At 62.3% G+C, this 13,099-nt stretch carries 9 protein-coding genes and 4 pseudogenes; 4 read left to right on the top strand and 9 right to left on the bottom strand.

Annotated features, from left to right (window positions below; genetic code table 11):
• The first annotated feature begins 59 nt into the window (after nt 1–59).
• Nucleotides 60–452: an RcnB family protein gene (locus BX604_RS25675; RefSeq protein WP_098553605.1), complete on the top strand. Its 393-nt coding sequence runs from the start codon at nt 60–62 to the stop codon at nt 450–452.
• 555 nt (nt 453–1,007) lie between these two features.
• Complete coding sequence (locus BX604_RS25665; RefSeq protein WP_143748113.1) at nt 1,008–1,673, top strand: hypothetical protein; 666 nt, start codon at nt 1,008–1,010, stop codon at nt 1,671–1,673.
• 128 nt (nt 1,674–1,801) lie between these two features.
• On the opposite strand, the gene waaC is transcribed toward BX604_RS25665, so the two are convergent.
• From waaC to BX604_RS25650, 3 genes are all read right to left on the bottom strand, one after another.
• Nucleotides 1,802–2,800: a lipopolysaccharide heptosyltransferase I gene (waaC, locus tag BX604_RS25660; protein ID WP_098554050.1), complete on the bottom strand. Its 999-nt coding sequence runs from the start codon at nt 2,798–2,800 to the stop codon at nt 1,802–1,804.
• A 145-nt stretch (nt 2,801–2,945) separates the two neighbouring features.
• Complete coding sequence (locus tag BX604_RS25655; RefSeq protein WP_098553602.1) at nt 2,946–3,368, bottom strand: TerB family tellurite resistance protein; 423 nt, start codon at nt 3,366–3,368, stop codon at nt 2,946–2,948.
• Between the two features lie 449 nt (nt 3,369–3,817).
• Nucleotides 3,818–5,893, bottom strand: a complete 2,076-nt coding sequence (locus BX604_RS25650) for a putative bifunctional diguanylate cyclase/phosphodiesterase (RefSeq protein ID WP_098553601.1) — start codon at nt 5,891–5,893, stop codon at nt 3,818–3,820.
• Between the two features lie 475 nt (nt 5,894–6,368).
• Between BX604_RS25650 and BX604_RS25645 the strand changes: the two genes are divergently transcribed.
• Nucleotides 6,369–7,610 carry a cystathionine gamma-synthase family protein gene (locus tag BX604_RS25645; RefSeq protein WP_098554049.1) on the top strand — a complete coding sequence of 414 codons (1,242 nt, stop codon included), beginning with the start codon at nt 6,369–6,371 and terminating at the stop codon, nt 7,608–7,610.
• A 613-nt stretch (nt 7,611–8,223) separates the two neighbouring features.
• Here BX604_RS25645 and istB read toward each other — a convergent pair.
• Nucleotides 8,224–8,907: pseudogene (istB, locus tag BX604_RS25640) on the bottom strand (IS21-like element helper ATPase IstB); the annotation flags it as partial.
• Nucleotides 8,904–9,053, bottom strand: coding sequence for a hypothetical protein (locus tag BX604_RS39930; protein ID WP_179894854.1), 150 nt, complete (start codon nt 9,051–9,053; stop codon nt 8,904–8,906). The gene BX604_RS39930 and the pseudogene istB, both read right to left, overlap by 4 nt.
• 76 nt (nt 9,054–9,129) lie before the next feature.
• Here BX604_RS39930 and BX604_RS25630 point away from each other — a divergent pair.
• A protein-coding gene (locus BX604_RS25630) for an IS3 family transposase (RefSeq protein ID WP_098550017.1) occupies nt 9,130–10,241 on the top strand; the annotation gives its coding sequence in 2 pieces (ribosomal slippage) (nt 9,130–9,379 and nt 9,379–10,241; 1,113 coding nt in all).
• Here the strand turns inward: BX604_RS25630 and istA are convergent.
• The 4 genes and pseudogenes from istA to BX604_RS25610 form a co-directional block, all read right to left on the bottom strand.
• Nucleotides 10,240–11,379, bottom strand: a pseudogene (istA, locus tag BX604_RS25625) (IS21 family transposase); the annotation flags it as partial. The gene BX604_RS25630 and the pseudogene istA sit on opposite strands and share 2 nt — an antisense overlap.
• A gap of 114 nt (nt 11,380–11,493) precedes the next feature.
• Nucleotides 11,494–11,802: pseudogene (locus BX604_RS25620) on the bottom strand (DUF4158 domain-containing protein); the annotation flags it as partial.
• 311 nt (nt 11,803–12,113) lie between these two features.
• A pseudogene (locus BX604_RS25615) lies at nt 12,114–12,463 on the bottom strand (AAA family ATPase).
• A gap of 117 nt (nt 12,464–12,580) precedes the next feature.
• Complete coding sequence (locus tag BX604_RS25610; protein WP_098553598.1) at nt 12,581–13,030, bottom strand: hypothetical protein; 450 nt, start codon at nt 13,028–13,030, stop codon at nt 12,581–12,583.
• Between the last annotated feature and the right edge of the window lie 69 nt (nt 13,031–13,099).

Here is a 13,099-nt window from a genome sequence, read left to right as displayed (position 1 = left end):
TTCGGTCCGTTTACGGGCGGCATGCGGATTGTCGTGTTTGATTTCAGGAGAAAAGCACCATGAAGAAACGGATTCTCACGTTGCTCGTTGCCGCCGGGATGTTTGGAACGTCGATCGGCGCGTCGGCGCAGCAGGGGCCCGGCGACGAACCGGGCGGCCCCGGGGCGGATCACGCCCACGAGATGCGGCCGGATCGTGCGCCGGATCGCGACGACGCGATGCGCCCGCGTGCCGACGCGCGGATGGACGCTGCGCGAGGCGACTGGCATCGCCGCGGCGGACGCGTGCCGCAGGACTATCGCGGTCCGAAGTATGTGGTCGACGACTGGCGCGGGCACGACCTTCAGCCGCCGCCGTCCGGCTATCAGTGGTTGCAGATCAATGGCGATTTCGTGCTGGCCGCGATGACGACCGGCGTGATCACGAGCATCCTCAGCGGCCCGCATCATTGAATGAACAAGGAGTGACATGAAAAACACGCTTGCACTGGCGGCATGGGTCGCACTGGTTTCCGCGCTCAGCGGATGTTGTTTGTTGCCGTATTGCGGCGGCTGGGGCGGGCCGGGCGGTGGTCCCGGGGGCCCGGGCGGACAAGGCGGGCCGGGAGGCCACGGTGGCGGCGGAGGCGGTGGGCCGCAAGGCGCGATCGTCGTGCCGCATGCGTCCGCGTTGAGCTGAACGATGCGATCCCCAGCGGCCGGCCGTGCCGCCGCCGGGCATGTCGCTGCCGTGTGTCGTCCGTGGAATCCAGCCGGCCGCTCACGATTTCCTTCAATTCGTCGCGCCAAGGCACCGCTGGAATCAGCGTGCTTCCGTGCGTCAAACTGTGACTCGTCATGCGCTATCGTTCCAGTCTGTCCCGTCGCGCGTTTCTGTCGTCCGTGTTGACGACAGGCGCTGCGCTCGGCTTCGCCATGCATGCCCGCCTCGGGTTCGCGGCGAACACGGAGGTGTGCGTGGCGAGTGCGGAGCAAGTCCTCGGCCCGTACTATCTCGACAAGCGCCTGATGCGGCGCGACATTCGCGAGCACAAGCCGGGCGTGCCGCTCGATCTTCGCTTCACGGTGATCGACGTGCGCGGCTGCGTGCCGCTGGCCGATGCGCTCGTCGATGTCTGGCAATGCGACGCGCTCGGCGTCTATTCGGGATTCGGTCAGCTCTCGCATTCGGGGCCGCCCGCCGGACTGCCCCCTGGGCCGCCGCCATCCGGTTTGGGTTCGGCCGGCACGAATCATGGGCTACCGACGGGCATGCCGCCGGCACCCCACCCGACCGACGCGTTGACCTTCTTGCGCGGGGGGCAGCCGACCGATCGAAACGGCATCGCACGTTTCGATTCGATCATTCCCGGCGTATATCCGGGCCGAACGAATCACGTGCATTTCCGCGTCCGCTTGGCCGCGAGCGCGTCGCATGGCGACCACGTCGCGCACACCGGGCAAGTGTTTCTTCCGGAAGCGCTGATCGTGCCGTTGATGCGGAACGTCGCGCCGTATCGCGACAACCGCGTTGCCCGTGTCGTGCTGACCGACGATCCGGTCTACGCGAGCCAGCATGGCGCTCAAGCCGTTGCGCGCACCTCGTTGGTGGACTCGCGCGATCCGGCACGCGGGGTCGTGGCGGATGTGATCGTGGCGATTGATCCGGGGGCGATGTCGCGCGAGCTTGGGTGACGGGCGCCCGCCGACGATCGATATAGCGCCCTTCAGGGCAGCGCGCTTGTGAGCGCATGCCGAAGTCGAAGGGCACTTGTCCGCGCCCGCCGTCGAGCGGGTCGGTCCGCCTGCGCTGCATTCGGTGGTTAAAGCGATCGACGCCGGGTGGGCGCATGGTGGGCACATTGGACTTTGCCAACGGCGACCATCACCTCGTCGACAGACGGCATCGCGCCCGGTTCACCGATCGACAGCGCGTTCGGTGCGCCGCCGATGCCGCAATGATGACGAGACGTCGCGACGAAAATCATCACGGTCGGTCGCTGCAGCGCGTGCGCCATATGCACGAACCCGGTATCGACGCCCACCACGAGCGCGGCCCGGCCGATCGCCGCGCCCAGTTCGCGCACCGACATCGCGGGCAGCACGACCGCCCCCGGGGCCCGAGCGACGATGTCCTGCGCATCGTCATGTTCCGCGGCCGAGCCCCACGGCACCAGCACGCGCATGCCGCGCGCCATCATCTGCATGGCGAGCGCGGCCCAGTGATCCGCCGGCCATTTCTTGTCCGGATTGGACGTCGCATGAAACAACAGCATGAACGGCGCGCCGTCGGCCACGGCGAGCGGCAGGTTCGCATCCCGAGGCGGGACTATCCCATACGCGGCGATGCCCTCGGGGACATAGCCCAGCGCCTCGCCGGCGCTCACGCGCATGCCGTGCCACGCGTCGCAGTCCGGGCGCGGGCCGAAGCGATGCGAATAGGCGAAGCGGGCGCCCGTCTCGCCGAGATCCTGCGTTTGATAGCCGACGCGGCGCGTGGCGCGCGCGATCATCGAGATGATCGCGCTCTTGTAGACGCCGTGCAGGTCGATGACGGCATCGTAGCGGTGCGCGCGCAACGCGCCGATCGACGCGGAAATCGCTTTCAGGTCGCCGCCGTTTCGGCGCTTCTTGAACCGCCGCAGCGGCGCACAGAGCACGTTGCTTACGCCCGGGTGCCAGCGAACGACCTCGGCGCACGACTCGTCCACGGCCCAGTCGACCGTCACGCCCGGAAAGGCCCGATGGAGGTCAGCGACGACCGGCAGCGTCTGGACGACGTCGCCAAGCGACGTCACCTTCACGATCAAAATGCGCTTCATTGCAATCATGGGTTTGGCTTGCTGAATAACATGCCGAATACAGGGAACCGGATGTCCGCGAGGCCGGATTGCTGTCAGTGCTGTTGCGGAACATTCCTGACCTCGGCGGTGACGGTTGGAAACCGGGGCAGGCTTCGCCTGGCGCCTACGCGAAGCTGCGTTCTTCCGACGCGACGTTCAGCGTTTGCGGCGTCCACGCCGTCAGAATGGTTCCGAGCACACTGATTTCACCGTCCGCGAGGTGTCCGTCCGCTGATGCGACCGCAAGACAGATCTCGATGATTCGCACGCGCAGATCGGGATCGTCGATTTCCGCGAGTAGCGTCTCGAGCGTGGCTTGATCGAGATGGCCGGACAGGGTGCCGGACGACACATGGCTGATCGCCTGGTCTTCACATACCGTCTGGACGATTTGCGCGAACTCGGTCGATTCGATCCCGAACCTGCGCTTGGCCTCGAGCTTCTCGAGGAACCGTTCCTCGCTGGGATCGACGTGGCCGTCCGCGATGAGCACCAGTGCAACGATGCGTGCGGCTGCCTGGGCGCTGTTGCGGGGATAGGTTCTCATGCTGTTGTTCCTTTGCGGGATCGTTCCGCGTTGTTGGAGAATCAACAGTTTCGAGGGTTTGGGTGATCGGAAAAATCAGTTAATTTGATACTGAAGCTTCGGGAAAACCGAAGTAAGGAGCGAAGTGTCGGGATGGCGGGATCGCCGCAAACCGGGGGCGTGTGCGTCGACTGTCGGAGGACATGCGCGCACCGGTTGCGCTGCATCGACCTTCTGCAGCGTATTGCGGGTCGTGGAAAATACGGAAGGGGGCGACTTCGACCGGATGTGCGGTCATGCGCCTCGCGTGCACGAGTCTGGCTCGATACCTCGCGGACGTTGCGCGGTATCCGTCCACGTCCGGATAGACGGCGTTCTTTGGAATCGAACTGCCTGATGACGGATGGGACGGGAGGACCATCACGCTGAGTACGGCGGCGCCGAGAATCCACCGGCAACCGCCGGATTCATCAAGTGCTCTCGACGCGCGATTCCTTTTGCAGCAGCTTGCCAAATGCCTCTGCTTCAAGCGGATGGCCAAGCAAGAATCCCTGTACCTCGTCGCACATCAATATTTTGAGTTGTTCCAGTTGCGATGCGGTTTCAACGCCTTCCGCGACCACATCCATTTTCAACGTGTGCGCCAATGCAATGATGGCGCGAACGATCGCGCTACCTTCCGGGTTGTGCTTGTCGAGCTCGTGGGTGAAAAAGCGGTCGATCTTCAATTGCTTCGCGCGAAAGCGCTGCAGGTAGCTCAGGCTGGAATAACCGGTGCCGAAGTCGTCGATCGCAACTTCAAAACCCTTTGCCTGGAAATCGTGAATCATCGCTGTCGTGTGCGCGGCGTCCTGCATTGCCACGGTCTCGGTAATCTCGAACATGAGCTGAGCGGGCTGCACGTCCTCGGCACTCAGGATCCCGAGGAAATTCGAAACCAGATCCGGCTCGGCTATCTGTCGAGGCGACAGATTGATGGCGATCTGGAGAGTCGGCAATCCGTCTGCTTGCCAGCGTGTCAGGTGGCGGCACGCTTCCCGCACGACCCAGTAGCCGATTTGCACAATTTGCCCGGTGCGTTCGGCGATGGGGATGAACTCCGACGGCATCAACGTACCGAGTTCCGGATGGTTCAGCCGCAACAGCGCTTCGGCGCCGGTGAGCGCGCCGCTGCTACCGTGGAATTTCGGCTGAAAATGAAGTTCGAAGTAGCCGGCGGCCAAGGCTTCGTGCAACGCGCGTTGGACCTGCAACGTACGGTTGGCCGCCACGTTCATGTCGCCCTGGAAGAATCGGTAGGTACTGCGGCCGGCGCGCTTGGCCTCGTACATCGCAACGTCGGCATGCTTGAGCAGGACTTCCACGGTCTCACCGTCGCGCGGGTAGAGCGCAATGCCGATACTCGGCGTGACTTGCAGCGGCTGCGCGTCGTTCCAAAGGCCCTCACGCATCCGATTCAGCACGTTTTCCGCCACACGTTCGACATCGTCGATGGACGAAATATTCTCCAGCAGAACGACAAATTCGTCGCCGCCAAGGCGTGCCACGGTATCGTTGGCGCGCACGCATTGCTGCAATCGCAGCGCAAATGCCTTCAGCACTTCGTCGCCAGCGGTATGTCCAAGCGAATCGTTGATGGTTTTGAAACCATCCAGATCCATGAACAGGACTGCGAACTTGGCCTGGTAATGACGGTAGGTGTGGATCGCATACTCGATGCGTTCCGTCAGGGTGCGGCGGTTCGGGAGGTCAGTCAGTTCGTCGAACTGCGCCATGCGAACAATCTCGCCGTTGAGCCGCGAGACGACACTCGCCAGAAACGAGGTCCGCGCTCCGGAGCGGCTGAGTACGAGCGTCACGATCAGGATTGCCAGGGTGGACAGCGTCACCGCCGTGGCGAGCAAGGGCGTAGCGATCTCGTGAGTCGCGCCGCAGATCGAACCCGGCAGGAAGGTGGCGGCGGCATTCGCCGTGTAGTGCATGCCCGTTATCGCGACGCCCATGACGCACGCGCCTGCGACTCTCTTGGCGTTCAACTGGCGTTGATTCGCGGCGCTGAGGGATTGCGTAATCCAGAGCGCGGCACCGGATGCAGCAATCGCGATGCCAATTGATGCGGCAACCAGCACGGTGTCGTAGGTGATGGCCGGCTGCATTTTCATCGCGGCGTCGCCGGTGTAGTGCATGCCGGCAATGCCCAGTCCCATCAGGATGGCGCTGGCGACGAGACGTCCGGGCGATAGCGACTCACGCGAGACGATGTACAGCGCAAACCACGACACAGCGACAGCGATCGCGAGCGAGGCGCCCGTAATCGCGAAGTCGTAGCCGACTGGAATGGGCAGCGCAAATGACAGCACACCGATGAAGTGCATCGACCAGATGCCGATACCCATTGCCATGCCACCGCCGGCTATCCACGCCTGACGCCGCCGCTCATGGCTCAGCAGCGCAATCCGGCTGGAGAGGTCAAGTGCCGTGTAGGCTGCGAGTGTCGCGACCACCAGGGATAATGCGGCAAGCCAAGGGTTATAGGTACCGTGCACAATGGATTTTCCTGTTTTTCGCTACCAATAACGTGCGTTTCAGTCGAGCCTGGGCTTTGTTTTGGCGTGCATTATACGGGGCGTGATCGACGTTATCCGATCGAGATTTACTTCGATCGGTTGGTCGGGGGCGCAGGGTTTTCGTCAGACTTTTTCGGAAACGTTCTCGTCGCCGCTGGAGAAAAACAGCTTCGCCGGATGGCGGCTTCACCAGATCGGCCGCCACCTGATTGCTGCGGACAACACGGTCATTCCGTTGTCGAATGCGGAATTGTCAGACGCTGCGCGAGGACATCAAGGCGCCACGCCTGATTCGTACGATTCGCGGGGAAGGTTGCATGCCGGATGTCGGTCATCGTTGGAGCCGGTTTCGGCGGGATCGTGCGGGCGGCATCCCGGCGCCGGGAATTGCGCGGACGCATGGGTTATCAAGGATAATCACCCGGAAGTGATCGACTTGAAAGGCGAAGAAGGGATGAACAAGCAAGGCTTTACCACGGGCATCGTTCACGGCGACAGGATTGCGGGCACTGAGCACGGCGCCGTGCATCAGCCGATTCATACGTCCGTGCAATATGGTTTCGAACGCGTCGAGGATCTGATCGGCGTGTTCCAGGGCACGAAGAAGGGCGGCTTCAATTACGCGCGGCAGGGCACCCCCACGACCGCAGCGCTCGAGCGCAAGATCACGAGCCTGGAAGAAGGTGTCGGCACGGTCTGCTTCAGTACCGGCATGGCCGCGATCACGGCGACGTTTCTCACGCTCTTGCGTGCGGGTGACCATCTCGTCGCGAGCCGTTACGTGTTCGGCAACACCAACAGCCTGTTCGGCACATTGCGGACGCTCGGCGTTGAAGTCACGACCGTCGATGCCTGCGTCGTCGAGAACGTGAAGAATGCGATCCGGCCGAATACGCGGATGGTGTTCGTCGAAACCATCGCAAATCCAGGCACGCAGATTCCCGACTTGCAGGGCATCGGCGACGTGTGCCGTGAGCGCGGCATCGCGTACGTCGTCGATAACACGATTACCTCGCCCGCATTGTTCAAACCGAAGGCGGTCGGCGCGACCCTCGTCATCAACTCGTTGACGAAGACGATCGCCGGCCACGGTGCTGCGCTCGGCGGAGCCGTGACGGATACGGGCCTGTTCGACTGGAGCGCCTATCCGAACATCGCCGATGACTATCGGCGTTCGACGGCGAAGGAGCAGGGGCTTTTGCAGATCCGCAAGAAGGGCCTGCGTGACATGGGCGCGACGTTGTCGTCCGAGCAGGCGCACTCCATCGGGCTGGGCGCGGAAACACTCGCATTGCGCGTGAAGCAAAGTAGCGACAACGCGCTCGCGCTCGCGCAATTTCTGGAAGGGCACAAGGCAGTCGGCAAGGTGTTCTATCCCGGCCTGAAGAGCCATCCGCAATACGAGATCGCGCAAGCGCTGTTCAAGGGCGCGTCGTGGCTGTTGTCGTTCGAATTGCTTAACGCGGAGCGCATGATCGAAGTCGTCAACGCGCTTGAGCTGCCGATCAAGGCGACGGGTCTCGCGGACACGCGCACGCTTATCATTCCCGTTGCGCCGACGATCTTTTTCGAAGCCGGCCCGGAAACGCGCAAGGCAATGGGCATTTCCGACGGCATGCTGCGGTTGTCGGCCGGCATCGAGGATATCGACGACCTGATCGCGGATTTTTCGCACGCGCTGACGTTTGCGGCGTAACGTTCGGACCGTTGATATCGTGACCGAGGCCAGCGCGCTGGCCTCGGTCGGCCTGACGTATTTTTCTTTCCTGTGCGACGGAAGCAATTCCGACCACATCGGAGTCTGCGTAACGTATTGAATATAAAAGATTTCCATTGTTTGGTGGCCAAAGATGCTTCTTGGGCATTCGGAAGGAATCTCGATCACTTGCTATGCAAGGAGCAGCAATCTTGACCAATTCTTGGTATGGAGCCCCAAGTTGGCCAGTCGTTGACCACTCAGGCTCGAATGTAGCCACTCGTTGCCCGCCGGAATTTCTGGAGCATCGCTTTTCCGTGCCGATCCGGCCTCCGACGCTCCCCTCGGCGTGTGTGATGCGCAAACAACTCAAAGCTATGTTGGTCCCGAGATCGCTGGCGCTGGCGGACAGATTCGCTACTAGCTGAACCGAGCGAAGTAGCTCTTGCAGCCCTCAGCGGTAGCCGCGAGAGCAAAAATGAATGTGTGTCGGTTACATATAAAAAGGAAATGTGCCCTTCTCGAACGAAGGCACTTAGACTGTTGATTTCCACCGAGTCTTAACCCACCGATTTCATCTAGATCTGACCCACCCTGAGACAGCGTAGTACATCTATTCCGGTGTGGATAACTCTTCGTTACCCGCTGGTTTTGCTGCTCTTTTTCTTGTTGTCTTTGCCTTGGCAGAACTGGTCCTGAAGCGCCACGATTCATTGCCCGTTTCGACGATGTGGCAGTGATGGGTGACGCGGTCCAGCAGCGCTGTCGTCATCTTTGCATCCCCGAACACGCTCGCCCACTCGCCGAAGCTGAGATTGGTCGTGATCGCGACGCTCGTGTGCTCGTAAAGCTTTGAGAGCAGATGGAACAGCAATGCACCGCCGGTCTGGCTGAACGGCAGATAGCCCAGCTCATCGAGAATCACCAGATCGACGTACATCAGCTTGTGGGCGATCTGGCCTTGTTTGCCGATGGACTTCTCCTGCTCCAGGGCGTTGGTCAGCTCGACGGTCGAGAAGTAGCGCACACGCTTGCCGTGGCGCTGTACGGCTTCGATTCCGATCGCTGAGGCGAGGTGCGTCTTGCCAGTGCCCGGACCACCGATGAACACGACGTTGTGCGCGCTTTCGAGGAACGACAGCTCGCTCAGTTCGCGCACCAGCGCTTCGTCGACGTGTGCCTGCGCGAAGTCGAAGCCCTTCAGGTCGCGGTGGGCCGGGAAGCGCGCAGCGGTCATTTGATAGGCGATCGAGCGCACCTGCCGTTCGGCGGTTTCAGCCATCAACAGCTGCTTCATGAAGCGCTCCGGCTCGAAGTCAGTGTGGCGCGCCGCTGCAGCAGTTGCAGCGGCTGCGGCATCGTGATGAACGGTGCGCCGTTGCGCAGTGCGCCGGGTTTGCGCTCGACCAGCGTGACGTAGTGGCGCCAATCGTAGAAGGTCATGTGCCGTGACCTGCCCTGGAAATTTCGGACCAACTGAAACTTGAGAGAATGGCTTCCAACGGAGAAAAAGGAAGTCATGAAGAAGAGCCGATTTACCGACGAACAGATGGTGACGATCCTGCGGGAGGCGGACAAGGCGCCAGTCGCCGAGGTCGCGAAGAAGCATGGGATCAGCGAGCAGACGATCTACAACTGGCGCCAGCATTTCGGCGGGCTGGAGGCGGCCGACGTCAAGCGGCTCAAGCAACTCGAGCAAGAGAACGCGCGGCTGAAGAAGATACTGGCGGAACGTGATCTGGAACTGGACGTGATGCGCGAGATCAACACAAAAAAGTGGTGAGCGCGCCCGCCCGACGCCAGCAGGTCGCTTACGCGAAAGCAAGGGGCCTGTCGGAGAGACGTGCGTGCGCGCTGATGTTGGTGGCACGATCAGCGCTGCATTACGAATCGAAGCTTACTGTGCGGGATGCGCCGGTGCTGGCGGCGATGGGCATTCTGTCGGCGCAGTATCCACGCTATGGGTACCGGCGAATCCAGATCTTTCTGGAGCGGCAAGGCCATCCGATGAGCGCCGACCGGGCCTGGCGGCTTTGGCGTCTTGCGGGGCTGCAGGTGCCTCGCAAGCGTCCGCGTAGACGCGTGTCGGTCAGTCGCCCGCGGCCACAGCCCGCGACAGCGGCTCGACATGTCTGGGCGTATGACTTCGTGTTCGACGCCTGCGCCAACGGCCAGCAACTGAAATGCCTGACGGTGATTGATGAATACACGCGTGAGTGCCTGGCCATCGATGTTGCGGGATCGATCCGCTCCGGACGGGTCATCGAGGTTCTGTCGAAGCTGGTCAGCGTCCACGGTGCGCCACGCTACCTTCGCTCAGACAATGGTCCGGAGTTCGTGTCGCGCGCCATCCTGAAGTGGGCAGCGGATAGCGGGATGGAAATGGCGCTCAGTGATCCCGGCAAGCCTTGGCAAAATGGTGCGGACGAGAGCTTCAACGGTAAATTCCGCGACGAGTGCCTGAGCCTCGAATGGTTTCGGACGCGCACCGAAGCCACGGTCGTGATCGAGCAGTGGCGGCGTCACTACAACGCCGTGCGGCCGCATTCAAGTCTGGCATACCTGACGCCCGACGAGTTCAAGCAGCAGTATTGTTCAACTGACGTAACCGAGGTCGTTCTCCAAGATTGAAATGGCCCGAAGAAATCAGGCAGGTCAGCCGCTCGAAGCTGCGTTCGTGGCGTGCGATCTCCTGGGCGTTGGCGACGACGCTGAGATATGCCGGATAGCAGCGCACGCTCACCAACTGGTTCGTGTACTCGGTGGGCACGCTGTAGCGGTTGCGTTGGAAGTGAATCAGGCTGGTCGACGAGACTCGCAGGGTCTGCTCGATGTAGCCGTCGAACGGCCGTGGATTGGGCATCAGCCGGGTACGCTCGTCCTGCAGCACATCCTCGACTGTCAGCTCAGGCCACTGCGGGTGCCGCATGTGCCACGCCTCACGACACTGACCAGCGACCCATTCGTTCAGGATCTCCAGCGTTTCCCAGCGCCGTAGCGCTGCTTCGTGCCAGATCTGACGTCGCCGGTCCTGAACGTTCTTCTCGACGATGCCTTTCTCCCAGCCTGCAGCCCGGTTGCAGAACTCCGGCTCGAACAGGTAGTGACTGCACATCGCTTCGAAGCGCGCGTTGACCGCACGCTCCTTGCCGCGGCCAACCTTGTCCACGGCGGTCTTCATGTTGTCGTAGATGCCGCGCCGCGGCACGCCGCCGAACGCGGCGAATGCGCGGGCGTGCGCATCGAACAGCATCTCGTGACTCTGTGTGGGATAGGCGACGAGCCAGAACGCGCGGCTGGAGTTAAGTTTGACGTGGGCGACCTCCAGGCGTCGCCGTAGCCCGCCAACAAACGCGTATTCGCAGCTCCAGTCAAACTGGAAGGCTTCGCCGGGTTCGAAGGCGAGCGGCACGAAGGCCTTCCTGCGAGGCGCCTCAGCCTGCTCCTCGTGCCAACGCCTCACGAACGCGCTTACGCGGCCGTAGCTGCCGGCGTAACCCTCGGCGCGGATCGCCTCGAACATGAACCGGGCGGTGCGCCGGTCACGCTTCGGGCGATGACTGTCGGCACGCAGCCAACCTGTCAGCTGTGCGGCCCAGTCGTCGATGACGCTCGGGCTGACGCGCTTCGGATACTTCGGCTCGACAGCATCAGTCTGCCGCAGCCAGCGGCGCACCGTGTTTCGGGACAGGCCCGTACGCCGCGCAATCTCGCGCAGTGGGACCTTCTCGCGGAAATACATCCGCCTGATCTTGGCCAATATGCCCACCGTGATCACCTTTGTATCCCCTGCTCAAAGATTGAGCAGGGCATTCAATCACGTGGGTCAAAATTCGATGAAAATTTTCAGCTCTAGTGGGTCAGTTCTGTGCGGACATCAACAGGATAAGGTCTTGAGGTTGCCATCGTAAAGTGAACGTAACGTGCCGAGGTCTGGCGGCTTTACATTCAGCTGTCGGCCAAGATGTCGCCATAGAACCGTGGGAATCTGCTTGTACGAGCCGAGCGGCCGGCCGGTCATGCGCAGAAAGCCGATGTGCAACGCGACCGCGAGCCGAAAGAGATCGGTGCGTCTTGAGTCAATGTCAACACGCTCCCGCTTGGAGAACGTGAAGAATGTGGCGAGCTCGAACTCGCTCAGCTCGCGCGGCACCTGCCGGATCCCGAGATAAGCCAATCGCCAGTGGTCCATCAGCGACTCCGCATCGATGACGAGAGCGGCCAAGCGTAGCGAGGCAAAAATTGAGGTGCTACGGGGAAAGTCGGGATGGCGGCTGCACGTGTCGATCGCCTAAGAATGGTGTCGGAACGAAAACGAGCCGATGCGCTCACGCTGCTCGAGCTGTCGTCGTTGAGACCAGGTGGCGTACGCCAGCAAGGAGCTGGTTCGACCTAGAATTATCTTGCGACCCTAAAAAATCGCTAGTTTAGCTTATGTCAAATAATAAACTACAACTAGCAGTGCGGCAGATTCGGGTGACCATGGTGACGCCCCTCTGCCAATTAACAGAGTCGACGTCGTGTCAGGTCCGGCCGGTCGATCGCGATGTGACGGTCGAAGCGGCCCGGCCGCAGCAGCGCCGGGTCGAGGATCTCGGGCCGGTTGGTCGCGGCCATGATGATCACGCCGGAATTCGCCTGGAAGCCGTCCATCTCGACGAGCAGTTCTGCTGCGCCTGTTCGAACAGATCGCGCACGCGCGCGGCGCCGACGCCGACGAACATCTCGACGAACGCCGAGCCGCGGATCGAAAAGAACGGCACGGCCACCGCGCGCGCCAGCAGCGTCTTGCCGGTTCCAGGCGATCCGACGATCAAGACTCCCTTCGGGACGTCGCCGACACGCAATACCATCAGGCGCGCGTCGCGTGGCTGCAGGCCGTTGCCCAGCGGCTGCAGATACGGTCGCGTTCTACGTCGCGCTCGGCGGCGGCTGGGGTGAAGCGGGCTGACGCACAGCGCGGCGGCGGTTCAGCCCGCGGGCGCCGCGACGCCGGGACGGTGCCACGGCGGTAGTTCGTCCCAGCCGAGCGGCGCGTACACGGTGCCGCCGGCCGCCTCGATCCGCTCGACGAACGCACCGAGCGCGATCCCGCCCGGCACGACGAGCGTCGTGCCGTCGACGAAATCCTCGCTGCGCAGCCACGGCGCGGCCCCCTCGTTGATTTGCTCGACGCTGCAGGCATGCGCATGCAGCCCCGTCTCGGGCGTCAGCAGGCGCGGTGCGTCGAACGCGACCCGCAGCAGCTGAGCGCGCAAATCGCTGTAAGGCGGTTTCGCAAAGTCCTGATACGGTACGTCCGCCCAGCCTTGACCGCATTGCTCGCCAAGCGGCAGACAGGTGAACCACGCCCACGGGCGGCGAACGAAGCACAGCCGGTAGCCGACCCGCGCGCCGTCCAGATTCGCGATCAACGTCATGATGGGCCTCGCCCTGAAAATCCTGTCATACCGGCACGCACCTCGCCTCGCGCGAGACGGGCGCCCGGG

The sequence above is a fragment of the Burkholderia sp. JKS000303 genome (assembly GCF_002563755.1).
Classification (GTDB): Bacteria; Pseudomonadota; Gammaproteobacteria; order Burkholderiales; family Burkholderiaceae; genus Burkholderia; species Burkholderia anthina_B.
The sequence above is the reverse complement of the archived record's forward strand: the minus strand, read 5'-3'. Positions and strand labels throughout refer to the sequence as shown.

Excerpts from the sequence above, each read along its gene's own strand:
- BX604_RS25645 (WP_098554049.1), top strand. The coding sequence starts at position 6,369 with ATGAACAAGCAAGGCTTTACCACGGGCATCGTTCACGGCGACAGGATT.
- BX604_RS25610 (WP_098553598.1), bottom strand. The coding sequence starts at position 13,030 with ATGACGTTGATCGCGAATCTGGACGGCGCGCGGGTCGGCTACCGGCTG.
- waaC (WP_098554050.1), bottom strand. The coding sequence starts at position 2,800 with ATGAAGCGCATTTTGATCGTGAAGGTGACGTCGCTTGGCGACGTCGTC.
- BX604_RS25675 (WP_098553605.1), top strand. The coding sequence starts at position 60 with ATGAAGAAACGGATTCTCACGTTGCTCGTTGCCGCCGGGATGTTTGGA.
- BX604_RS25665 (WP_143748113.1), top strand. The coding sequence starts at position 1,008 with ATGCGGCGCGACATTCGCGAGCACAAGCCGGGCGTGCCGCTCGATCTT.
- BX604_RS25655 (WP_098553602.1), bottom strand. The coding sequence starts at position 3,368 with ATGAGAACCTATCCCCGCAACAGCGCCCAGGCAGCCGCACGCATCGTT.
- BX604_RS39930 (WP_179894854.1), bottom strand. The coding sequence starts at position 9,053 with ATGACCTTCTACGATTGGCGCCACTACGTCACGCTGGTCGAGCGCAAA.